Source organism: Pedobacter gandavensis (genome assembly GCF_014172405.1).
GTDB classification, from domain to species: domain Bacteria; phylum Bacteroidota; class Bacteroidia; order Sphingobacteriales; family Sphingobacteriaceae; genus Pedobacter; species Pedobacter gandavensis.
Genome location: NZ_WNXC01000005.1, coordinates 127017 through 149120, shown reverse-complemented (window position 1 = coordinate 149120; position 22104 = coordinate 127017). Strand labels below are relative to the sequence as shown.

General features: G+C 39.5%; 24 protein-coding genes. 14 read left to right on the top strand and 10 right to left on the bottom strand.

Going from position 1 to position 22104, the window contains the following annotated elements; all coding sequences use genetic code 11:
- Positions 1–57: 57 nt before the first annotated feature.
- Positions 58–1554: a tetratricopeptide repeat protein gene (locus GM920_RS14705; protein ID WP_182958754.1), complete on the top strand. Its 1497-nt coding sequence runs from the start codon at positions 58–60 to the stop codon at positions 1552–1554.
- A gap of 9 nt (positions 1555–1563) precedes the next feature.
- On the opposite strand, the gene GM920_RS14700 is transcribed toward GM920_RS14705, so the two are convergent.
- The 5 genes from GM920_RS14700 to rsfS form a co-directional block, all read right to left on the bottom strand.
- The gene (locus GM920_RS14700) at positions 1564–2394 is read right to left on the bottom strand and encodes a hypothetical protein (protein WP_182958752.1); all 831 of its coding nucleotides are present in this window, start codon (positions 2392–2394) and stop codon (positions 1564–1566) included.
- A gap of 101 nt (positions 2395–2495) precedes the next feature.
- Positions 2496–3578, bottom strand: a complete 1083-nt coding sequence (locus tag GM920_RS14695; RefSeq protein WP_182958749.1) for a 3-oxoacyl-ACP synthase III family protein — start codon at positions 3576–3578, stop codon at positions 2496–2498.
- Positions 3579–3644: 66 nt separating this feature from the next.
- Complete coding sequence (locus tag GM920_RS14690) at positions 3645–4289, bottom strand: LutC/YkgG family protein (RefSeq protein WP_182958747.1); 645 nt, start codon at positions 4287–4289, stop codon at positions 3645–3647.
- 57 nt (positions 4290–4346) lie between these two features.
- Positions 4347–6437, bottom strand: a complete 2091-nt coding sequence (gene ftsH / locus GM920_RS14685) for an ATP-dependent zinc metalloprotease FtsH (RefSeq protein WP_182958744.1) — start codon at positions 6435–6437, stop codon at positions 4347–4349.
- A gap of 30 nt (positions 6438–6467) precedes the next feature.
- On the bottom strand, positions 6468–6842 hold the full coding sequence (rsfS, locus tag GM920_RS14680; protein WP_182958742.1) for a ribosome silencing factor: 375 nt from the start codon (positions 6840–6842) through the stop codon (positions 6468–6470).
- 41 nt (positions 6843–6883) lie between these two features.
- Here rsfS and GM920_RS14675 point away from each other — a divergent pair, with 41 nt between their 5' ends.
- The 7 genes from GM920_RS14675 to trmD all read left to right on the top strand — a co-directional run bounded on the left by GM920_RS14675 (position 6884) and on the right by trmD (position 13438).
- Entirely contained in the window at positions 6884–7663 is a 780-nt protein-coding gene (locus GM920_RS14675; RefSeq protein WP_182958740.1) for a biotin--[acetyl-CoA-carboxylase] ligase, read from the top strand.
- The gene (locus tag GM920_RS14670) at positions 7660–8109 is read left to right on the top strand and encodes a protein-disulfide reductase DsbD N-terminal domain-containing protein (protein ID WP_182958738.1); all 450 of its coding nucleotides are present in this window, start codon (positions 7660–7662) and stop codon (positions 8107–8109) included. The genes GM920_RS14675 and GM920_RS14670 overlap by 4 nt, the downstream gene beginning before the upstream one ends.
- Before the next feature lie 230 nt (positions 8110–8339).
- On the top strand, positions 8340–10052 hold the full coding sequence (locus GM920_RS14665; protein ID WP_182958736.1) for a protein-disulfide reductase DsbD family protein: 1713 nt from the start codon (positions 8340–8342) through the stop codon (positions 10050–10052).
- A complete protein-coding gene (pfkA, locus tag GM920_RS14660; RefSeq protein WP_182958734.1) occupies positions 10045–11028 on the top strand; it encodes a 6-phosphofructokinase in 984 nt (327 codons plus the stop codon). Before GM920_RS14665 ends, pfkA begins: the two co-directional genes overlap by 8 nt.
- 483 nt (positions 11029–11511) lie before the next feature.
- The gene (locus tag GM920_RS14655; RefSeq protein WP_182958732.1) at positions 11512–12081 is read left to right on the top strand and encodes a 30S ribosomal protein S16; all 570 of its coding nucleotides are present in this window, start codon (positions 11512–11514) and stop codon (positions 12079–12081) included.
- A gap of 137 nt (positions 12082–12218) precedes the next feature.
- Positions 12219–12746, top strand: a complete 528-nt coding sequence (rimM, locus tag GM920_RS14650) for a ribosome maturation factor RimM (RefSeq protein WP_182958730.1) — start codon at positions 12219–12221, stop codon at positions 12744–12746.
- A gap of 14 nt (positions 12747–12760) precedes the next feature.
- A complete protein-coding gene (gene trmD / locus GM920_RS14645; protein WP_182958727.1) occupies positions 12761–13438 on the top strand; it encodes a tRNA (guanosine(37)-N1)-methyltransferase TrmD in 678 nt (225 codons plus the stop codon).
- 13 nt (positions 13439–13451) lie between these two features.
- On the opposite strand, the gene GM920_RS14640 is transcribed toward trmD, so the two are convergent.
- Complete coding sequence (locus tag GM920_RS14640) at positions 13452–13811, bottom strand: hypothetical protein (protein ID WP_182958725.1); 360 nt, start codon at positions 13809–13811, stop codon at positions 13452–13454.
- 124 nt (positions 13812–13935) lie between these two features.
- On the opposite strand from GM920_RS14640, the gene GM920_RS14635 reads away from it, so the two are divergent.
- From GM920_RS14635 to rplS, 3 genes are all read left to right on the top strand, one after another.
- The gene (locus GM920_RS14635; RefSeq protein ID WP_182958723.1) at positions 13936–14238 is read left to right on the top strand and encodes a hypothetical protein; all 303 of its coding nucleotides are present in this window, start codon (positions 13936–13938) and stop codon (positions 14236–14238) included.
- 191 nt (positions 14239–14429) lie between these two features.
- Positions 14430–14720: a hypothetical protein gene (locus GM920_RS14630; protein ID WP_182958720.1), complete on the top strand. Its 291-nt coding sequence runs from the start codon at positions 14430–14432 to the stop codon at positions 14718–14720.
- A 221-nt stretch (positions 14721–14941) separates the two neighbouring features.
- A complete protein-coding gene (gene rplS, locus GM920_RS14625; RefSeq protein WP_182958719.1) occupies positions 14942–15289 on the top strand; it encodes a 50S ribosomal protein L19 in 348 nt (115 codons plus the stop codon).
- A gap of 613 nt (positions 15290–15902) precedes the next feature.
- On the opposite strand, the gene GM920_RS14620 is transcribed toward rplS, so the two are convergent.
- Genes GM920_RS14620 through GM920_RS14610 form a run of 3 tightly spaced genes read right to left on the bottom strand, consistent with a single transcriptional unit; the run spans position 15903 to position 19359 of the window.
- Positions 15903–16562, bottom strand: a complete 660-nt coding sequence (locus GM920_RS14620) for a phosphatidylserine decarboxylase family protein (protein WP_182958716.1) — start codon at positions 16560–16562, stop codon at positions 15903–15905.
- A 49-nt stretch (positions 16563–16611) separates the two neighbouring features.
- Positions 16612–17169, bottom strand: a complete 558-nt coding sequence (hpt, locus tag GM920_RS14615; RefSeq protein WP_182958714.1) for a hypoxanthine phosphoribosyltransferase — start codon at positions 17167–17169, stop codon at positions 16612–16614.
- An 18-nt stretch (positions 17170–17187) separates the two neighbouring features.
- Complete coding sequence (locus GM920_RS14610; protein WP_182958711.1) at positions 17188–19359, bottom strand: transglycosylase domain-containing protein; 2172 nt, start codon at positions 19357–19359, stop codon at positions 17188–17190.
- A gap of 119 nt (positions 19360–19478) precedes the next feature.
- Between GM920_RS14610 and GM920_RS14605 the strand changes: the two genes are divergently transcribed.
- Genes GM920_RS14605 through GM920_RS14595 form a run of 3 tightly spaced genes read left to right on the top strand, consistent with a single transcriptional unit; the run spans position 19479 to position 21529 of the window.
- The gene (locus GM920_RS14605; RefSeq protein ID WP_182959224.1) at positions 19479–20552 is read left to right on the top strand and encodes an Mrp/NBP35 family ATP-binding protein; all 1074 of its coding nucleotides are present in this window, start codon (positions 19479–19481) and stop codon (positions 20550–20552) included.
- 36 nt (positions 20553–20588) lie between these two features.
- Complete coding sequence (locus GM920_RS14600; RefSeq protein ID WP_182958709.1) at positions 20589–20834, top strand: NifU family protein; 246 nt, start codon at positions 20589–20591, stop codon at positions 20832–20834.
- Between the two features lie 53 nt (positions 20835–20887).
- The gene (locus GM920_RS14595) at positions 20888–21529 is read left to right on the top strand and encodes a peptidase associated/transthyretin-like domain-containing protein (protein WP_182958707.1); all 642 of its coding nucleotides are present in this window, start codon (positions 20888–20890) and stop codon (positions 21527–21529) included.
- Here the strand turns inward: GM920_RS14595 and def are convergent.
- Positions 21526–22086 carry a peptide deformylase gene (gene def / locus GM920_RS14590; RefSeq protein ID WP_182958705.1) on the bottom strand — a complete coding sequence of 187 codons (561 nt, stop codon included), beginning with the start codon at positions 22084–22086 and terminating at the stop codon, positions 21526–21528. The genes GM920_RS14595 and def overlap by 4 nt on opposite strands.
- Positions 22087–22104 lie beyond the last annotated feature (18 nt).

The window sequence follows — 22104 nt, the reverse complement described above, 5'->3', positions numbered from 1 at the left end:
TTGTTGCTGTATTGCTGTTAATCTTTTTCAATTCTTTACCATACAATGGATTCCATAATGTCGAGAGTAAAATATATCATTGCTAGATTATTCCTTTTTATACTGCTTTTAACAGCTCCAAACGCTCTTTTTGCCAACTTTGATTTCAATGCCAACTGTTTGAGGGCGTATCAGAATATATTTGAATTGAAATTGAATACTGCAAAAGCACTGATCGCAAATGAGAAAAAAGTAAATCCCAATAACGCTATAATTCCACTACTGGAAAATTATATCGATTACTTTCATCTACTGACTACAGAAAGCAAAAGCGATTTTGATCAACTGAAAGATAACAAATCAAAGAGACTGGATCAGATCGAAGGTGACGATAAAAGCTCTCCGTATTACTTATATGCACAGGCAGAAATCAATCTCCAATGGGCCTTGATCAGAGGACGTTACGGCGAATATTTTACAGCGGCCAGGGAGATTAAAAAAGCAAATGGCTTGCTGCAGGAAAACACCAAAAAGTTCCCCGGTTTCCACCTCAATTCAAAAGGATTAGGGGTAATTAATGCTTTCCTTGGAAACCTGCCTGATGGGATGTTGAAAAGTACGCTGGCCACATTTGGCGTCAAGGGGAATCTTCAGGCGGGTATGAATATGCTCGATAATCTGGCCGAAAACCTACCTAAATCCACCTATGAGCCTTTTTATGAAGAGGTTGTTTTTTACTACGTATTCGTCCTTAACGATATTGCGCATAGCCCGAGCGCTTACCAGAAAACTATGAAATATACCTCAAGGATGGCCGATAGTAGTTTGTTGAAAGCTTACCTGCAAGCCTCCGTGTGTGCAAAAACCGGACACAATGCCGAAGCTATTCAGATTTTACAAAACCGACCTTCCGGGAATTACTATACCGCTTTCCCATATTTAGACCTCTTGTTAGGCACCGCCATGCTCAATAAGCTCGATGTTTCCTCTGCCAGCTATTTTAATAAGTTTCTACAGCAAAATAAAGGCGTTAACTACATTAAAGATGCTAACCTGCACTTGGCTTGGGTTTCTCTATTAAAAGGCGACACAGGAGCTTATTCGGCTTTTGTGAGCAAAGTAAAGAACAATGGGTATTTGTATCAGGAAAAAGACAAGCAGGCGCTTAATGAAGCGAACGCCCCAGTCCCCGATGTGACCTTATTAAAAGCACGCTTACTCTTTGATGGAGGGTATGATGCGAAAGGTCTTGCCATTTTATCAGGGCAGAAAGCAGAAGATTTTACCGTGGGGAGAGATCGTACGGAATATTATTACCGTCTTGGCCGCTTAAATGATGACCTGGGTAAAGATGATGCTGCTTTAAGCAACTATCAATTGGCCATCAGCAATGGAAAACAATTGAAGTACTATTTTGCCGCCAATGCTGCATTACAAATGGGGAAGGTTTATGAAAGACAAAAGAACATTGCTAAAGCAAAAGAAAGTTTCAATACTGCCATCCAAATGAAAAATCATGAATACGAAAGCAGTATTGAAACGCAGGCAAAAGCTGGATTGAACCGAATAAAATAATAGTTTAATTTATTTTGATACTGGCAAGCTAGATTCAGCTGCAGCACCAACCATTACAATCGCACCAATAGCGACACCTGTCATCGTTTTTCCGTAGCCTGTACTTTCTGAGTTATAGAAAATATTACCTGGCTTCTGTTCCACGGAAGTCATTGATTTTGGGTTTACAAAAGACTTTACCAGCGTTGATAGGTAGAAATCCTGAACCAAAGAGAAATTTTTTCTTTTATCCTCCTGCTCCGTAAAAATAGTCAGGTAGCTTTTAAAGGATAAAGGACTGTTCTGTGGACTGAATGTCGCGGCTTTGGCCCAAATACCAGGTCTGTCATTCAGTGAAATGAAAGATTTCTTATAAACCGAGTCTGGTAAGGACTTGTAATTATGTGCCTCTGCAAGCTTTAAAAGAGTCCTTGAAATTCTTGATTTCGGTGGAATGAAACTGATCACTTCTGGCAGCTCTGCTGAGCCTTTGAGCGCCGAATCATGAAATCTCAGGTCATTAAATGCCTTTTCATTGCTGAAATTCATTGAATAGCCAGAGATATCGGCTTTTATGGATACTTCCCTTCCCAAGAAACTGACCGCTTTGTCTCCTTTTATTAAAGCTGATTTTTGCCAGTCAATATATAGAGGCTCGTTGAGCTTGTTATACATTTCAATACTGACCGGGGCATTTTTTCCGTTAAAATTGTAGGTTACCGCAAGCGTGTCATTTTCAAAGGTAAAAACGCCTGTTTCTTCAGATTTTCTGGCAGTAGAACTCTCCAGGGTGCTCACATAATACCTGGAGCAGGAGCTCAACAGTAATGTCGCACTAAATAGCATCATTATTTTTTTCATGTTAGGTTGATTTGTGGTTAACCAAACTTAATTAAAAATAACGATGCTTTTTTGTAATATTTTTAGGGGATATTTTTATTTCAAAGAAAGATAAATGAAACTTAAAAACGATAAACAAAGGCATTGATGTGCATGCCTGCTCCAACGGAAGCAAATACCGCATAATCGCCTTTATTGATTTGATAACCTTCCACATTGCCTTTCCAGACTAAATCCAGTAGGGTGGGAACTGTAGCGACTGAGCTATTTCCAAGCCAGCAAATAGACATTGGAACCAGGTTTTCCGGAACAGTATCAATATCGTACAATTTAAAGAGTCGCTTCATGATGGCGCTGTCCATTTTTCCATTTGCCTGATGAATAAACACAATTTTAATTGCAGTAATGTCAATCCCTGCCTTATCAATTGCCTTTTTCACAACCTGTGGAACATTGGTTACCGCAAACTCATATAGCTTACGACCATTCATCTTTAAATAAGCATTGCCATTGTCTTCCTCTGGATTGTTACTTTTACCCATTTGAAGCAATGAACCAAAATTAACGGCATAAGTCTGTGTTTTATGCGCAATAATACCCAGATCCTCTGTGGTAGACTGGCTTTCAAAAACGACTGCAGCAGCACCATCAGAAAAAATCATGGAATCCCTGTCATGTGGATCAGTAATTCTGGACAAAGTTTCCGCACCAATGACCAATACCCTTTTAGCATCGCCACTTTGAATCAGATAATTTGCCTGAATAGCGCCCTGTACCCAGCCCGGACAACCAAAGATAAGGTCATATGCCACACAGTTAGGATTATTGATTTCGAGCGCTTGTTTCACCTTTGCTGCAAGAGCAGGTAAAATGTCCATTCGGTTACTGCCTAGCTTTACATCGCCAAAATTGTGGCAGAAGATAATGTGATCCAGACTCTCTTTGTCAATCCCAGCATGGTCGATTGCACGTTGCGCAGCAACTGTTCCCATATCACTATTCACCAAATGATCGTCTATATAACGTCTTTCTTTGATCTCTGTGATCTCGCTAAACTTATGAATGATTTCATGAATATCCTTCTCCAGAAGCACGCCATTGTCGTAAAATGTAGAATTCAAAAAGGCGTCACCTGAGATGATATTTTCTGGAATATAACTACCAGTACCTATAATAACTGAATGTATGTTTGTTTTTTCGCCCATTTTGAACCGGATACTGATTTGGTGTACAGTATAAAATTAGGATTAATTAATTGAAATCTGAAACGATTAGCTAAAATCGTCAATTAAAATTACAAATAATTCTTTAGGTCCATGTGCACCAAGTACCAGAGTTTTTTCAATATCAGCAGTTCTGCTCGGACCGGTAATCGTGCTGATCATCGAAGGAAGTTGATCAGCATATTTGTTTTTAATGAGCTTAAATGCATCTTTTAAATCCAGTACCAGTTGACCGGTTCTGGCAATAACAATATGGTGATGGGGGAAAATACTCAGCCTTCTGCCAGCTGCATTTTCATTAGAAACCATCACTGAACCATTACGTGCAATTAAAGCTTCGCAAAGGGTTATGCCTACTTCCGCCAGTTCAAAATCCTTGTCGGTCTGATAAAAGGGGAATTCATATTCTGATAAAAGGTTTTGTAATTCAGGTTCCCAGCAATAGATCTTTCTCCAGTTGAATTTCTCTGCCAATTGCAGCATATTTTCAATGAAATCCATGCCATTTTCGCAATAAATAAAGTTCCCGGAAACCGCAGTCAGCTCTTCAGCGAACATAATTTCCAAAAATTCATCGCTCTTAGGATACAATGGGGTATCTTCCAGATTCGGATAAGGATTGTCCCGCTTTTCTAGAAGCGCCTTCCTTATCTTTTTTAGTATGAGTTCTTTAGAAGATCGGTTTTCTTGCATAAAAAAAAGGAGAAACCGCCAGCACAAAATCGTACTGGCGGTTCCTCATAAATGTGTTTAAGATTCTGTTTGAGAAGGGCTGGTAGGAGCCGATACATCGGTTGCCTCACCAACACCATGGTGCAATAGACCCTCAGCAGCCGGCTTTTGATCACCTGTACCATTTACAAATTCATCATAAGTAGTACGGTTGTCAAAAGGACGTTTACCTAAAATCTCTTCCAGATCTGCCTGGAATAAAATCTCTTTTTCTAAAAGTTTCTGAGCCAGTTTCTCTAGACCTTCTCTTTTGTCTGTTAAAAGTTGTTTAGTTCTGTTATAAACCTCTTCTACCAATTTACGCACTTCCACATCAATTAATTCTGATGTTTTCTCTGAGTAAGGTTTGTTGAAGTTATATTCATTCTGTGGATCATGGAAGGAAACATTACCGATTACGCTGTTCATACCATAAATGGTAATCATCGCATAAGCTAATTTAGTAATGCGTTCTAAGTCATTCTGTGCACCGGTAGAAATCTTACCAAAAGTAAGGTCTTCCGCAACACGACCTCCCATTGTCATACACATACCATCGGTTAACTGCTCTGTAGTATACAGGAACTGCTCTTTTGGCAGGTATTGCGCATAGCCAAGGGCTGCAACACCACGGGGAACAATAGATACTTTTACCAATGGATCGGCATGTTCCAGGAACCATCCTGCAATCGCATGACCAGCCTCATGGTAAGCAACTATTCTTTTCTCTTCAGGAGAGATGATCTTATTTTTCTTCTCTAATCCACCAATTACACGGTCAATTGCATCTTGGAAATCTTGCATATCTACAAATTTCTTATTGCGACGGGCAGCGATTAATGCAGCCTCATTACAAACATTCGCAATTTCCGCCCCGGCAAATCCAGGAGTCTGTGCAGAAAGCTTTTTAGCATCTACCACTTCATCCGTTTTAATCGGCTTCAGGTGAACCTTGAAAATCTGCTCACGACCTACTAAATCTGGTTTGTCAATAGAGATCTGACGGTCAAAACGACCTGGTCTAAGTAAGGCAGAATCCAATACATCCGGACGGTTAGTTGCAGCAAGGATGATAATTCCTGAATCTGTACCGAAACCATCCATCTCTACCAGAAGTTGATTTAACGTATTTTCACGCTCATCATTTCCGCCCATCATACTGTTTTTTCCTCTTGCACGACCGATTGCATCCACCTCATCAATAAAGATGATACATGGTGCTTTATCTTTCGCCTGCTTGAACAAATCACGTACCCTTGAAGCACCAACTCCTACAAACATCTCTACGAAGTCGGAACCCGATAGCGAGAAGAAAGGAACCTGAGCTTCACCAGCTACTGCTTTGGCCAATAAAGTTTTACCAGTACCAGGAGAACCTACCAATAGTGCACCTTTAGGGATTTTACCTCCTAAATTCGTGTATTTTTGAGGGTTTTTCAGGAAATCAACGATCTCCATCACCTCTTGTTTAGCTTCTTCCAGACCTGCAACATCGTTAAATGTTACGTTAACCTGGCTTTCTTTATCAAATAGCGTTGCTTTAGATTTCCCAATGTTGAAAATCTGTCCACCACCACCACCTGCGCCACCGCCCATGCGACGCATAATGAAAATCCAGAACCCGATAAATAACAATACCGGAATAATTACAGTAAAGAACCAAGAGTTAAAAGTGCTTTGTCTCGTCTCTTTCTCCGCCAAAATCTGTTGATCCGGAGGAATATTTTTCTGAGCTTCTTTTAACTGAGTGTCCAGGGCATCCATAGATCCAGCGGTGAAATACACCAATGGGCCATTCTGTGTGCCGAAATTATTTTTACTGATGTACTTTTTATACTTCTCCTCGCCAAGTTTGTCTTTCTTTATATACACTTCAACCTTTACCAGGTCTTCATGTTTATAGGCAACTAATCTATCAACGTCGCCAGGTAAGAGCATTTGAGTTTCGAAAGTACGGTAAGTAACGTCCTTGATCGTATCTGCACTAAATAAAAACTGCAGTAAAAACAGACCTAAAATAATTGCCCCATAAACCCAAATAATATTGAATTTAGAGCCTTTTTGAGGCTTTTTAGGAATATTCGGTAACTTCTTAATTAACTTAGGGTTTGTATTCGGGTTCTCTTTCATCTTGAGTCAAAAATGTTTTTGTGTAAATGATTAAGCGCTTTGATAGCTAGTCGATTGGGCATCACCCCATAGATCTTCTATGCCATAAAACTCGCGCTTGTCAGTCTTAAATATGTGAACTACCACATCGAAATAATCCAAAACAATCCAGTCTCCGCTAGCTTGTCCTTCTTTCTGCCAAGGATCTGTCTTTGTGTTTTTGTAAATTTCATCTTCTACACTATCCGCAATTGCCTTCACGTGGGTAGCTGAATCTGCATGGCAGATGATGAAATAGTCAGAAACAGAACTCTTAAGTTCACGTAGGTCTAAACGCACAATATCTTTCCCTTTTTTTTCCTGCATGCCGTTCACGGCTATCTCTGAGAGTAATGTAGAAAGGTTTACATTTTTCTTTTTTACCATTAAAATTTTTTAGTTTTGATAAACAAATATACAATCAACACTTGCAAAATAACACTTTTTCAACATTATTTGTTGGTCAAAATCTTATCAAATTATTAGAGGTTGATTCTACCAATAACTTTATAAAAGACTTGGTGTCAAATTCCGAGCCATTAACGGAAGGAACTGTTATTATGGCAGACCATCAATTTGCTGGTAGAGGACAGCAAAGCAATGTATGGCGTACCGAGCCCGGATTAAACCTCACTTTTAGCCTTTATCTCAAACCCGCTTTTTTAGCAATACCTCAACAATTCCTGCTTAATATGGCTGTAAGCATTGGTATTCGGAATGCTTTGCAAATTTTCATCAAAGAAGGAGTGAAGATCAAATGGCCCAATGATATCTACCATAACGACCGTAAAATGGGCGGTGTGCTGATCGAAAATATGCTGGCTGGAAGCACTTTCAAAGCCAGTATTATCGGTATTGGCCTCAATGTGAACCAGTGTATTTTTGCTCCGGAGCTTGCTGATCGCGCAACTTCAATGAAGGTAATTTTACAAGAGGATGTTAATTTAATTCGTGTTTTAGCAGAAATTTGTAGCAATATTGAAAAACAGTACCTTCGTTTAAAGTCAGGAAATTACAAGGAACTGTTGAATGATTATGTCAGCGGACTGTATAAATTCGATACGCTTGCTAGCTACCGCCAAAATGGCGAGATTATTGAAGGCAAGATTGTATCAGTGACCGAAGCTGGGATGCTTGTCCTCTTGATCAATGGAGAAAAAAAAGAGTATAATTTTAAAGAAATAGAATTTTTAAACCACACAATATGAAAAAAATCAGTCTGATGATTGCGTTCGTACTATTTGCAGTAATCGGTGCTTCTGCGCAAATAGAAAAACCGGTAACCTGGTCGTATGCCGCAAAAAAAATAAGTAAAACCGAAGCGGTAGTGTATATCAAGGCAACAATGGAAAGTGGATGGCACATTTATTCGCAAACCCTGAAATCAGGTGGGCCTCAGCCAACAAGTTTCAGTTTTGCAGCTTCTAAAGATTATACTTTAGTAGGAAAGACTACTGAACCTAAAGCAACCACTTATTTTGATGAAAATTTTAAGATGAATGTGAGCTATTTTGGCAATAGTGTGGTATTCCAACAAAAAATAAAATTGAATAAACCAACCGCAACTGTAAAAGGGAAAGTGGAATTTATGGTTTGTAACGATAGCAAGTGTTTGCCTCCGGAAGAGGTTAGCTTCAGCATTTCTGTGAAATAAGCAGGAAGAAAGCAGGATAATGAGCGCGATGGGATTTTCCCCATCGCTTTTTTTATGCCCATTCATTCAGCAAGTTATCGGGGCAACGTAAAATTATAGCCCATCCATCCATATTGAAACCCTTAAATAAAAAATTATAACTAATTTCACGCCCTTATCATAAAGAGAATTGCCGTTTAGATAGATTTTCCCTATTTATGGTGAGCCTTTAAGTAAAAAAACACACAAGAATGAAGAGATTATTTTTAATGCTGAGTTTAATGCTGCTGTTTACCGTAGCCTTAACCTCTAATGGCTTTGCTTCCATACAAAAACCTGATAGTGCCGCTGCCGAAGAAGAATTAGTTTTTACTGAAGTCGGTTCCGCTCAAGATAGCATCGCAAATAACATCGTTAAAGACACGGTAAAGAAAGAAACTGCAGTATTGAAATCTACAGCAGTAGAAACTCCAACCAGTACGGCAATTCCGGCAGAAGTAGATAAAACACTTTGGGAGACGTTTATTGCAGGTTTATTAGGTGGATTTATCGCTTTTCTGATGCCTTGTATCTTTCCAATGGTACCCCTTACTGTCAGCTACTTTATTAAAAGAGCGGGAAGTAAGCAGGGTGGAATAGGACAAGCATTGATCTATGGAGTTTCCATTATTGTCATTTATGTCGCTTTAGGATTATTGATTACCTTGCTTTTTGGCTCTGCAAAACTCAATGAATTGAGCTCTAGCGGTTATTTCAACTTCTTTTTCTTTATCCTGTTAGTGGTCTTCGCCATCTCTTTCTTTGGCGCTTTCGAGATCACATTGCCAAGTTCGTTTGTCAATAAAATCGACCAAAAAGCAGACAATAGCAAAGGATTAGGAGGGATATTTTTTATGGCGGCCTCTCTGGCGCTGGTTTCCTTCTCTTGTACAGGACCAATTATTGGGACGATTCTGGTTCAGGCGAGTTCTAAAGGTGATATTCTTGCCCCTGCAATCGGGATGTTTGGTTTCGCATTGGCACTGGCATTGCCTTTCACGCTATCGGCAATCTTCCCTGGATTTTTAAGCTCTATGCCTAAATCTGGTGGTTGGTTGAACAGTGTAAAAGTGTGTTTGGGATTCCTGGAACTGGCATTGGCACTAAAATTCCTCTCTGCTGCCGACCTGGTTTGGCATTGGGAATGGTTCGACCGTGAGTTGTTCCTCGCTTTATGGATCATCATCTTTATCCTGATGGGAATCTATTTGTTAGGTAAGATCAAATTCTCGCACGATAGTGACGTTCCTTACGTTTCTGTACCGCGATTATTTTTCGCCATCTTCTCTTTATCATTTGCAGTATACCTGGTTCCAGGCCTATGGGGCGCTCCGGTAAATATCCTGAGCGGTATTGCACCACCAATGAACACCCAGGACTTTATCTTGAGTGGCAATGGTTCAGCTGCATCATCAACAGCTTCCAATGGTTTCCCTGCAACGGTAAAATACAATGAAACCCTTAAACCACCAGTAGGATTCAATGCCTTTTTTGACCTGGATGAAGGTTTAGCCTATGCGAAAAGCGTAAACAAACCAGTTTTAATCGATTTTACAGGTCATGCCTGTGTGAACTGTCGTAAGATGGAAGATAAAGTCTGGATTGATAAAGAAGTTGGTAGGTTGATTAAAGATGAGTATGTGCTGATCCAGCTTTATGTGGATGAGAGAAATATCAAAATGCCTAAAGATAAAATCCACTATTCGGAAATATTAAGAACCACAACCGATGACCTGGGAAGATGGAACGGTGATTTTCAAGCCACTAAATATGGCTCAAATTCACAGCCTTATTATGTTTTGGCAGGCCATGACCTGAACCCTTTGGTAAAACCACAGGGCGCAATTTTTGACGCAAAGGAGTACGCTGCATATTTACAAAGTGGTTTAGATAAATTTAAAAACGCTGAAAAACCAAATGAATAAAATTAGAAATATAGGAGTATTAACTTCCGGTGGCGATGCCCCGGGAATGAATGCTGCCATTAGGGCAGTGGTAAGAGCGGCAATCTATTATGATTTGAAAGTTACCGGTATATTACGGGGCTATGAAGGTCTGATTCATGGTGATTTCTTCGATATGGACCGTAAATCCGTAGCCAATATTATTCAACGCGGCGGCACAATTTTGAAAACCGCCAGAAGCGATGCCTTCCGTACCAAAGAAGGTAGAGATGCAGCTTACAAGCAATTAAAAGAACACGATATTGATGCCCTGATTGTAATTGGTGGTGATGGTACTTTTACCGGCGCCCATTTATTAACAACAGAATATAACTTTCCGGTAGTAGGCTTGCCTGGTACTATAGACAATGACCTGGAGGGAACGGATTTCACTATCGGGTATGATACTGCAATCAATACGGTAATCAATGCCGTAGATAAGATTCGCGATACTGCAGAATCTCATGACCGTCTGTTTATCGTAGAGGTAATGGGACGTGACTCTGGGCTGATTGCTTTAAGAAGCGGAATTGGTGTAGGTGCAGAAGCAATCATGATTCCTGAAGCCAATATGGGCGTAGAAGGATTGGTGACCAGATTGGCCTCCGGAAGAAAGGATAAATCTTCAAAAATTATTATCGTTGCCGAAGGTGATGAAGTTGGAGGTGCATTTAATGTGGGCGAAGTCTTGAAAGAGAAATTTCCACAGTATGACATCAGGGTTTCTGTTTTAGGACACATTCAGCGCGGTGGTAAACCGAGCTGCATGGACCGTGTATTGGCCAGTAGCCTCGGCGTAGCAGCTGTTGAAGGGCTAATCGCAGGGCAGTCTGGCGTCATGGTTGGACAAGTAAACAGAGAAATCATTTTTACACCTTTTGACCATGCTATTAAACATATCGATGCAAAAGAGATCACACCTGCCTGGTTAAAACTGGTAGAAATTCTTTCCTTGTAATCGAGTGAAACTCATGATATCATAAAAAAACAGCCCTTTCTTTTAGAGGGCTGTTTTTTTATGAATGAAAATTTAGCTGCTTAGCGCCATGATCAATTGATGTCCTGCAAGGTGCTTTACGGAAAGATTCGGGTATTGCCTAACTACTAGAGGAAATAGAAGGTCGTCTATTAAAGGCTCGTGAGTGCTTATCATGGGATCAGGTTCGGTCTTTGCCCCTTTAAATGCGGAGCATGGCCCTAGAAGGGCCCTAGCAAAGCCCTAGAAGATCAAAGCACATTTAGTTACTTTCCAAAGCAGTACGGTGATTCTTTTAGCGCTATCCTATTGAGCAACAATTGCTGAAGCTTGGTTCTGGGACATCAGTACTTAAATATAATTAAAAATAATGCATCTTGCTAATCAATAGGATTTTACTTACTTTTGCAGTCCCGCAAGCGCGTTGCTCCGGGAACTATGTTGAATACATAAACAAAATAAGAAATGTCGACTAAAATCAGATTACAAAGATTCGGTAAAAAAGGTAAGCCTTTTTTCCACGTAGTGGTAGCGGATTCTCGTTCACCAAGAGATGGTAAATTCATTGAGCGTTTAGGTTCATACAACCCAAACACCAATCCTGCAACCATCGAAATCAATTTCGATAAAACTTTAGACTGGGTTAACAAAGGTGCTGAGCCTACGGATACTTGTCGTGCTATCCTTTCATACAAAGGTGTTTTATACAAAAAACATTTACAAGGTGGTGTTAAAAAAGGCGCTTTAACTGAAGAACAAGCAGAAGCTAAATTTGCTGCATGGTTAACAGGAAAAGACGGTCAAATTGAAGGCAAAAAAGAAAACTTGACTAAATCTAAAGAAGAAGTTAAGAAAACTGCTTTAGCTGCTGAAGCTAAGAAAAATGCAGACCGTGCAGCTGCTTTAGCAATCAAAAATGCTCCAGTAGCAGAAGAAGTTGTTGAAGAAGAAGTAGCATCTGAAGACGTAGCTGAGGAAACTCCTGCAACTGAAGAAGCTCCTGCAACTGAAGAAAACAAAGAAGAACAAGCATAATATTTTTGTTATTCTGAACAATAGCGAAGAATCTTCCTCTGGAATGTATTCTTCGCTATTTTCATTTAAGCCATTTTTTACGGCAGCCTGAAAGGGCAAGATTTTAAGGATAAAGTGGAAACACTAAGGATACGATTATGAAAATTGAAGAAGCATTTTACATTGGTTACATCACCAAAACAAAAGGATTAAAAGGAGAGGTACAGGTATTTTTTGAATATGATGAACCTGAGTTGCTGGAACTGGATGTTATTTTTGCCGATTTTAATGGAAAATTAGTGCCTTACTTCGTGTCTACCTATAAACTACAAACCAATAATACGGCAAATATTTATTTTGATGACATAGATCATATTGATAAAGCACAACCTTTATTAAGGAAAAAAATCTATCTGCCATTAACCAAAATGCCAGACCGCTCTAATGATGAATTTCATTATGATGACCTGAAAGGGTACCTGGTTACCGATGTAAATCATGGTGAACTCGGAGAAATTATTGAAGTGAATGAATATCCGCAACAGTTTGTCGCTACCGTACTTTATCAGGAAAAAGAAGTCATGTTTCCACTTAATGATGACATGATCGTAGAAATTGATGAAGAAGAAAGTATCCTTCGCGTACACCTTCCTGACGGTTTGTTAGACATTTACCTGGAAAATTAAATTATCTTTGCCGCATGCGTTTTGACATCATATCTGTATTACCCGCTTTATTGGACAGCCCTTTTGCACACTCTATTTTACAACGTGCCCAGACCAAGGGAATTGCCGAAATTGTAGTTCATAACTTAAGGGATTATTCTACCAATAAGCAAAAGAGCGTAGACGATTATCCTTATGGCGGTGGCAGCGGGATGGTGATGTCTCTTCCGCCCTTTGCACGCTGTATTGAAGCCTTAAAAGCGGAAAGAACCTATGATGAGATTATCTTTATGAGCCCGGATGGCGTTACTTTTAACCAGACAATCGCTAATGAATTGTCAGGGAAAGAGAACATCATGATTTTATGTGGCCATTATAAGGGGATAGACCAACGTATAAGAGATTTATATGTAACCAGAGAGATATCCATCGGCGATTATGTATTGTCTGGTGGAGAGCTGCCTGCGGCCGTTCTCGTGGATGCCATTGTCAGGTTGATTCCTGGGGTATTAAATGATGAAACCTCAGCCTTATCAGATAGTTTTCAAGGGGAACTATTAGATGCTCCGGTATATACTCGCCCAGCGGATTGGAATGGACATAAAGTTCCGGATATCTTATTGAGTGGTCATGAGCAAAAAATCAATGAATGGCGCCATGAACAAGCGGTACTGCGCACGCAACAACGTAGACCAGACTTACTGGCCGACTAGCTATTTAACTCGCTCAGGACCCTTCTTTACTGATCAGGGCAATAATCTTGTCTTTGTCTTTTATTTGATCTTTTAAGGCTGCATTTAGTTCTTTGCAGCTCTTTAATGCCTGCTTTAGCTCGCCCTGTTCTAAGGTAACACGGTCGTTTGCACTTTTTCCCGGTAATTCAGCGGCGGCGGTAGGCCTGCTAAAAAAGACCATAGGTGAAACCTCCAGTATGTTAGTCATTAATACAATATCTCTGTATTTGATGGAGCGATTGTTCAGACTCAATTTAAAGCCATCAAAGGTCATCCCCATCTGATCTGCTAACCAGCTAAACGGGCGCTTCTTCTTCTTTAAAATTTCGTCAATGATACTTTTTAGTTCCATAAAAAATTAGGGATATTGTGTGTTATTACTAAAAATAATAAGTATTTTAGTTCTAGTAAATTATATGTTTACAACCATAATTCTGACAATAATACACTTTAAATATTATTTTTTTAAAAAAGATATGACCGAAGCCCCTAGAAAGTATAAAATCAACGATTACCTCTATCAGCTTAACGTAAAAGACTATAGAAGAGCCATACAAACACTACCTAAAATTTTGGGAATTTCGTTAAATACTTTCCATAATTACCGAAATATTTTGGGAAATGAAATTCAGGATGTTCCTTATGAAAAAGTTGTGATGATGGAGCAGCTTTTTGGTATGGACCCAGGTAGTTTAAGGGCACAGCCAATTGATATGGGGGACCTTGTTGATTTTCTCAACCCGAACGGGAAAAGTCAATCTGAAAGGACTAATCCCTGACCTCCCTAAACGAGATGATGCAGCTGTTTTAAATTCTTTTGGTGACAATAAGTACGCTATGTAGAAATAAATTATGTAGAGTCGTTGCTTATTTATATAATTGCAATGTGAAAATTGTTTAATTCGAAATAAACTGTATTTATTATCAAGAAATATCCAATTCCACTTGTTAACCGCAAAACCAAAAAAATATGGAAGAACCAAAGAAGTACAAAATTGAAGAAGAGATGAACAAGTTGAATCTTAAGAATTATAAAGCTGCGAGCAGGTTAATTCCTAAATACTTGAATATAGCCTTTAATACCTTTCACAATTATAGAAAGCTACCCTTAAATGGGAAGGCTGATATTCCTTATGCTACAGTCGTTTTGTTGGAAGGTATTTTTGGGCTGGAGCATGGTCAACTTGCGAATTACCCTTTAGAAATGAAAAGTCTACAGTGCCTTATTTATGAAGAAGCTGGGCAGGAGGAAAATGCCTGAATTTAAATGACCAACATTGCTGGTAGTCAAAACGCTAAAAAAAAAATTTTAGGCTAAAAAGGGCTTTGCAGTATGTTTAATTGTAGAAATGCCAAAGAATGAAATGTGGAAATGTTAAAGAATGTGGAAAAAAACAGAAATCACTTTCATTTATAAAAAATAATTCCTAATATTGCAGTCCGATTTTAAACAACAAAAAGTCGGCTTAATAGCTTAAAATCATGGATTTAGTAAAATTTGTTGAAGAGCAGGTAATCGCAAAAAATGAGTTTCCTGCATTCAAATCAGGAGATACAGTGAGTGTTCACTATAAAATTCGCGAAGGTAATAAAGAACGTATTCAAATTTACCAAGGTGTAGTATTACAACGTAATAGTGTAGGTGCTAATGAAACGTTTACTGTTCGTAAAATGTCTAATGGTGTTGGTGTGGAACGTATATTCCCGATCAACTCGCCTAATATCGCTAAAATAGAGGTTAACAGCCACGGTAAGGTTCGCAGAGCGAAATTATTCTATCTACGTGAATTAACTGGTAAAGCAGCTCGTATCAAATCTAGAAGAGTTTAATCTCTCTAGTCAAAAAGCATAATAGCCTTCCCGATCCCGATCGGGGAGGTTTTTTTGTTCTCCTCTTGAAGGAGGTGGTTTCTGTAGGCAGACATTTACAATGTACGTCTTTAATGGCTTTTTTTGGCAATTATAAGATGCTACAAGTAGTTTTTGTCTGTACAAGAAGTTCCTGTTCCAGGAAGGATACGATTACGGAAAGTAAAATACCCTCTGAAGGGTAATCAATGGCCATTCCCTGGCCGGAGAAAATGAGCGGATCATTCAGATCGGCCAGCCGCGTTTTGACGCCTAAAAATTATTCAAAAAAGCCATGAGGTTTAACGCTGAATATAAATTCGGCATCTGCTGATCAAGAAATCTCTTGGTTATGTAGAAATAAAGCTAGAATCGATTTCTAAGGGCTACAGTAGCGTCAAATGAATTGAGCCACCTTTACAGGCCTGAATCTATTATAGCCGTTACAAACGAGCTATAAGCTTCTCCTCCCCAGTTTAACAATGTAGAACTACTCAGAAAAATCTGCTATCCGCTGACCTCCCCTTAAATTCTATTAAAAACAAAAACGGCGTCCTGTAACAGAACGCCGTCTAAATAAATAGCTGATAAACTTCTAGCTCAATTCCGCTAAAACGGTAATTCCACCTTTTACAACCTGGTCGAGTTCAAGATTAACCTTAGTACCTAGTGGTAAGAAGATATCTACTCTAGAACCAAATTTGATAAAGCCAAATTCCTGAGATTGTTTAACCTGGTCTCCTTCTTTAACATACCATACGATACGTCTGGCAAGGGCGCCGGCAATCTGTCTGAATAATACGGGTGTTCCATTAGCATGCTCTACAACAACTGTAGTACGTTCGTTTTCGGTAGAAGACTTAGGGTTCCATGCGGCAAGGTATTTCCCTGGATGGTATTTAAAAAACTTCACTACACCAGAAATTGGATTTCTGTTGATGTGTACGTTTACTGGCGACATAAAGATAGAGACCTGAAGTCTTTTATCTTTGAAATATTCACCTTCTTCAGTCTCTTCAATTACGACAACTTTACCATCCGCCGGACAAATCACTTTGTTGTCGGCAGTAACAAATTGTCTACTTGGGTTCCTGAAAAATTGCAATACAATAATAAATAATGCAAATGAGAATATATATACTAACCAGGTTAACCAGGTAATGTCTGCAAATTTATAGTCGATAAAAGCGTTCAATACAAAAATGAACAGCAATGATATGGCAATGGTAGTGTAACCTTCTTTGTGTATGGTCATTGGTGATTTGGAGTATTAGTTTCTGCAAAAGTGATAAAAAAATATAACATTAAGGTATAGGGTCTGCAACAGTTTTAACCGTATAGATATGGTTAAGGTTTCTGCCATGCCCGTTATAATCCAGACCATAGCCTACAACGAACTCATTGGCAATCTCAAAGCCTACATATTCCAACTCTTCAATGGGCACTTTTAGCGCATCTGGTTTCAGTAAAAGGGAGCAGACACTAACTGAAGCTGGTGATTGTTTATAAATCTCTTTAAGGATATAACTCAGGGTAAAGCCAGTATCTACAATATCTTCAACCAGGATAATATCGCGGTTTTCCAGATTTTCCGGAAGACCAAATACTTCCTTAATTTCGCCGGTACTTTCGGTGTCCTTATAAGAGGAGACACGAATAAAGGTCATTTCGCAGGGAATGGTGATTTCTTTAACCAAATCTGCCATAAACAAAAAGCTACCATTTAATACCCCGATAAATAGGGGGCAGCGCTTTTCATAATCTAAATTCATCTGTATGCCAATCAGGCGGGTACGTTTCTGAATGTTGTCATTTTCTAGTAGGATATTGAACTCCTTATCCAGCACTTTAATCGTATTCATATCTTTTCTTTAGGAGCGTTAACCCTTTTCTTTGGACTGCTCCATTTGTTTTTCTAAATCTTTTTCCTTCTTCTTCTGCTCTCTTTTTTCTTGTCTCAACTGTTTCTTGGTCTTTTGCAAGCTGTCCGTTTTTATAGCAGGCCTGGAAGTCGTGTCTTTTTTGCTGCCACCAAAGATCCGGTCGAATAAGCTTTTAGACTCATCATGTGTTTCTATGGCCGGAAGTAGATCGTCACTATCAAAGGCAGCAGAATCTACCGCTGTGGTATCAGGCAATAGATGTTGCCTCAATGCTGGTCTCAATTGTACATTATAGAAGCCATAGGCGCTGCTATCTCTAGGCGTCAAGCCACGATTGGCCATGATATTACCAATATATTTAAAGTAAGGATGTAGGTAATCTTTCAGGCCACCATCTGGTTTAAACTTAAATAGGGCAATCTTTGGACGAGGGACGATATTGGCGAGGAAGATTCCTTCTCCGATATTCAGGTCAGAAGGTCTTTTACCGAAATAGTAGCGGGTAGCCTCACCGATTCCGTAAACATTTTGTCCCATTTCGATGATGTTGAAATAAACTTCAAGCATTCTGTTCTTACTGATCAGGCGGTTATTTTCAATCAGCCATACAATCAGAATCTCTTCTGCCTTTCTGGCCAGCGTTTTTTGTCTGCTGAGGAATATATTCTTAACCAGCTGCATAGAGATTGTACTACCCCCTCTCACGAATTTCTTTTCTTTGAAATTCACCGCAAGAGACTTGCGAAAGGATTCTTGTACAAAGCCTTTGTGGGTAAAGAATGAAGGATCTTCAGAAGTCAAAATGGCATTCTTAAAATTGCTGGACACTTCCGAAAGCGGTGTGAAATTCGGGTTGGAAGGACCGATCATGATGTCTCTCATCGGCTTTCCGCGCTCATAGGGCGTATAAATAAAGTCGCTATTGATCTTTTGGAGATTTGTTTTTCCCCATTTCAGGATCTTAAAATTGACTGGTGTAAGACCTGAATCAAATTTTACACTGTCTGGGATCGAGCTGTCGAGGTAAAAGTTGAGTGCATATTTTACCTTTCCACTTACCTGCAGGCCGTCCAGTGATTCGAACAGTCCTTGTGGGAACGCATTTAATATATCCTGGGCATCCTGCTCTGGAGCCTGGATTTTTACTTCATAAATTTTATTCGGAGATAGGGTATATTTTAGGTAAGGATGAAGTGTTGCTTTTTTCAGATATACAGTGGATGAGCTGTCCAGAGCAATATAATTTGCACCGATGCGCATATCGGCATCAATCTTGGCATCTTCAATTACAATATCGTTGGAAGCGACTTTCGGATGGTTCAGTAATAGATTTTTTACGGCCCATGAGCCCTTGATTTTGAAATCATCGCCACTATAATCTGCGCTTTTCATTTCGGTTCTTACCGTATCAAAACTGAACTTGGTTTTGAATCTCTTTTCCAGGTAAGGAAGGTCAACCTTTTTTTTGTCGGCAAAAAGCATGACATCCAGTTGTTTTCTACCTGGATATACCGAGCCATTCACATGCCAGGTTGCATAATTATCATTCACTTTAATGGTCGATAATAGATCTCCGTCACTAATGGTGGCTGTGGTGGTTAAAAAGCTCAGTTTTGCCGTATCATTGTCATTGATTCGGAGCATCAGATCTTTCAGCTCCATATGGTCAGGGATTTTATATAAAACCTGGTTCAAAAGATTATGTGCAAGGTCAGCAAGATCTGATTTTTTCGTACTCACTGTGTCTTTCTTTTTGCGTTTCAATAAGAAATCCAGGTTACTCAGTGAATCTTTAAACACCACATTTAGCGTTCCTTTATTGAGGATAATTTCCGACAACTTCACATTTCCAAAGATCAGTGGGAATAGCTTTACACCAACAGTAAAATCATTAATATTGGCCAATGTATCGCGATCCTTTGGCACTACGGTAATATTAGTGAGGTGAACGGTACTCAAACCGCTGAAACCATAGCTCCCGATTTTCAAATCCAGATCATAGTCCGTGTCGGCTTTAGCGACGGCTTTCGCCATCATTTTTTGTAACAAAGCTTCCCGCTTACTATAGGCAATGCCGCCCAGAATAACCGAGATCAATAGAAAAACTCCAAACACCCAGGCACCAATTTTTATATATTTTTTGGGGATGTTAATTTTGGGAAGTTGCATACGGTAAAGTAGATATAATTGCTAAACGTTAAACGCGAATGTTTATTTCGTGTTAAAATTACACTTAAAAAGCCTAAAGTCAATTAATTGTGGCCGTCTTTTGTTAATTTTGGCTAATGATGATTAGTCCAGAACAAGTTCTAGCCGCTCTGAGAAATGTTGAAGACCCTGATCTTAAAAAAGATCTGGTGACTTTGAACATGATCAAGGATTTGAAAATAGAAGATAAGAAGGTGAGTTTCACGTTGGAATTAACCACTCCTGCATGTCCAATGAAAGATATGCTGAAAAATGCATGTTTAAATGCAGTGAAACATTTTGTAAGTCAGGAAGCTGAAGTCGAAATTAATATCACTTCGAGGGTAACCAAGCCAATGGACACCACTCAATTGAAAGCTATCCGCAATATTTTGCTGGTATCTTCAGGAAAAGGTGGAGTTGGGAAATCTACGGTTGCAAGTAACCTTGCTGTGGCTCTGGCTGCTGATGGCGCAAAAGTAGGATTGATTGATGCCGATATTTACGGCCCATCGGTACCTACGATGTTTGATCTGGTAGGTGCAAAACCTAGTGCCAGAGAAACTGAAGATGGAAAAACGTTGATTCTTCCTATTGAAAAATATGGCATCAAGCTATTGTCATTGGGATTTTTTGCAGATCCGGATCAGCCTGTACCATGGCGTGGACCAATGGCCTCCAATGCAATCAAGCAATTGTTTAATGATGCCGATTGGGGTGAATTGGATTACCTGATTGTAGATCTACCTCCAGGAACCGGCGACATTCACATCACGATCACCCAAAGCTTCCCAATTGCAGGCGCTGTCATTGTGACGACTCCTCAACAGGTTGCGCTTGCAGATACCAGGAAAGGATTGGCCATGTTTAAAATGCCAAGCATTAATATCCCGGTATTAGGCGTAATCGAAAATATGGCTTACTTTACACCCGAAGAATTACCAGAGAACAAATATTATATCTTTGGTAAAGATGGAGGTAAGGAGCTGGCAAAATCATTTGAAGTACCATTTTTAGGGGAAATACCAATCGTTCAAGGGATTACAGCTGCTGGTGATCAAGGGGCGCCAATTGCACTAGACCTGTCTAGTCAAATGTCAGCTGTCTTTGCGGATATTGCTGGAAAGGTGGCACAACAGGTAGCTATTAACAATGCACTGACCGTTAATTGCTAAAAAATTACTATTTTTATACTTTAATAAATTAATAAAATGGATTTAACACAACAAGTAGAGCAGGCACTAGACACGATCAGACCATATTTAATTGCTGATGGTGGGGATGTGGCTATAGAAGAGATTACGGCGGATAATGTAGTTAAATTAAAATTATTAGGTAACTGTGGATCTTGCAAAATGAGCTTTATGACCATGAAAGCAGGTATTGAACAAGCCATCATGAAAGCAGTGCCACAAATCACTGCTGTTGTGGCTGTTAACCTGGCAGAACCGGTATAATCGTTTTAACACTATTTAACTAGCCGTTTTAATTAATACAGCTATTTTTGTATATGAAGTATTCACTCACCTTATTATTACTTCTTTTCATTTCTACGGCTTTTGCACAAGAAAGCCCGGGTGGAAAGAAGTTGATTCAGTTTAGCGGGATTATCACCGATGTAGACAGTAATACAGTGGTGCCTTATGTAACGGTGACCAATTTAACAAATAAAGGCCAGCGCTATGCGGCGAATTATAAAGGATATTTCTCCTTTATCGCACATCCTGGCGATACCATTTTATATACTGCGATAGGCTATAAGGATTTGCTACAGGCAATACCTACACAGATAGACGACAGTAAATATACAGCGATGGTGAAGCTAAAAGCAGAGATTGTCAATCTACCTACCGTTCGGGTTTATCCATGGGCTACTGTAGAGGATTTCACCAGAGACTTTATGGCTATGAAGATTGCTGATGATGATTTTTCAATCGCCATCAGGAATCTTTCTCAGGAGAGTATCACTGAAAGGATACAAACCCTGCCAAGAGACGCTTCAGAGATCTCCGGAATTAACTTCCGATTGAATCACGATAGGTCTTTAAATAAGAATATGGTGCAAACCAACCCGCTTTTAAACCCATTCGCATGGGGTAAGTTGATGCAATCCATATTCAAAGGTGATAAAAGCAGGAGCGAAGGTAATTAACGCCTTCTGCTCTGCTGTGGGAAACGCATTTTATAATCTACTCTCACATTCCCTTTAGAAATCGCATCTAGTTTGCTTTTCAGCATTCTTTTACGCAATAAACTTAAAGTTTCTGTGAACAGTTTGCCTTCAATGTGATCGTATTCATGTTGAATTACGCGGGCCAGGATGCCATTGATTTCTTTTTCCTGCAAATCCCAGTTTTCATCATAGTACCTGATGCGGATGTTTGGCTTACGCATCACATCTTCTCTAATGTCTGGAATGCTTAAACAGCCTTCGTTGAAAGCCCAGGGCTCGCCTGTTTCTTCCAGGATCTCTGCATTGATGAAAGCACTTTTGAAGCCTTGCTTCTCCTCTTCATCTACTCCCGTATCAACAATAAATAACCTGATCGGTAAGCCAATCTGAGGGGCAGCTAAACCAATTCCATGAGCATTATACATGGTGTCAAACATGTTGCTGATCAATTGTTTTAAATCCGGATAAGTCTCGTCTATAGGAGCGCAAACTTTCTTAAGTACCGGATCGCCGTATGCTACAATGGGTAATTTCATAATGCAAAAATACAAATA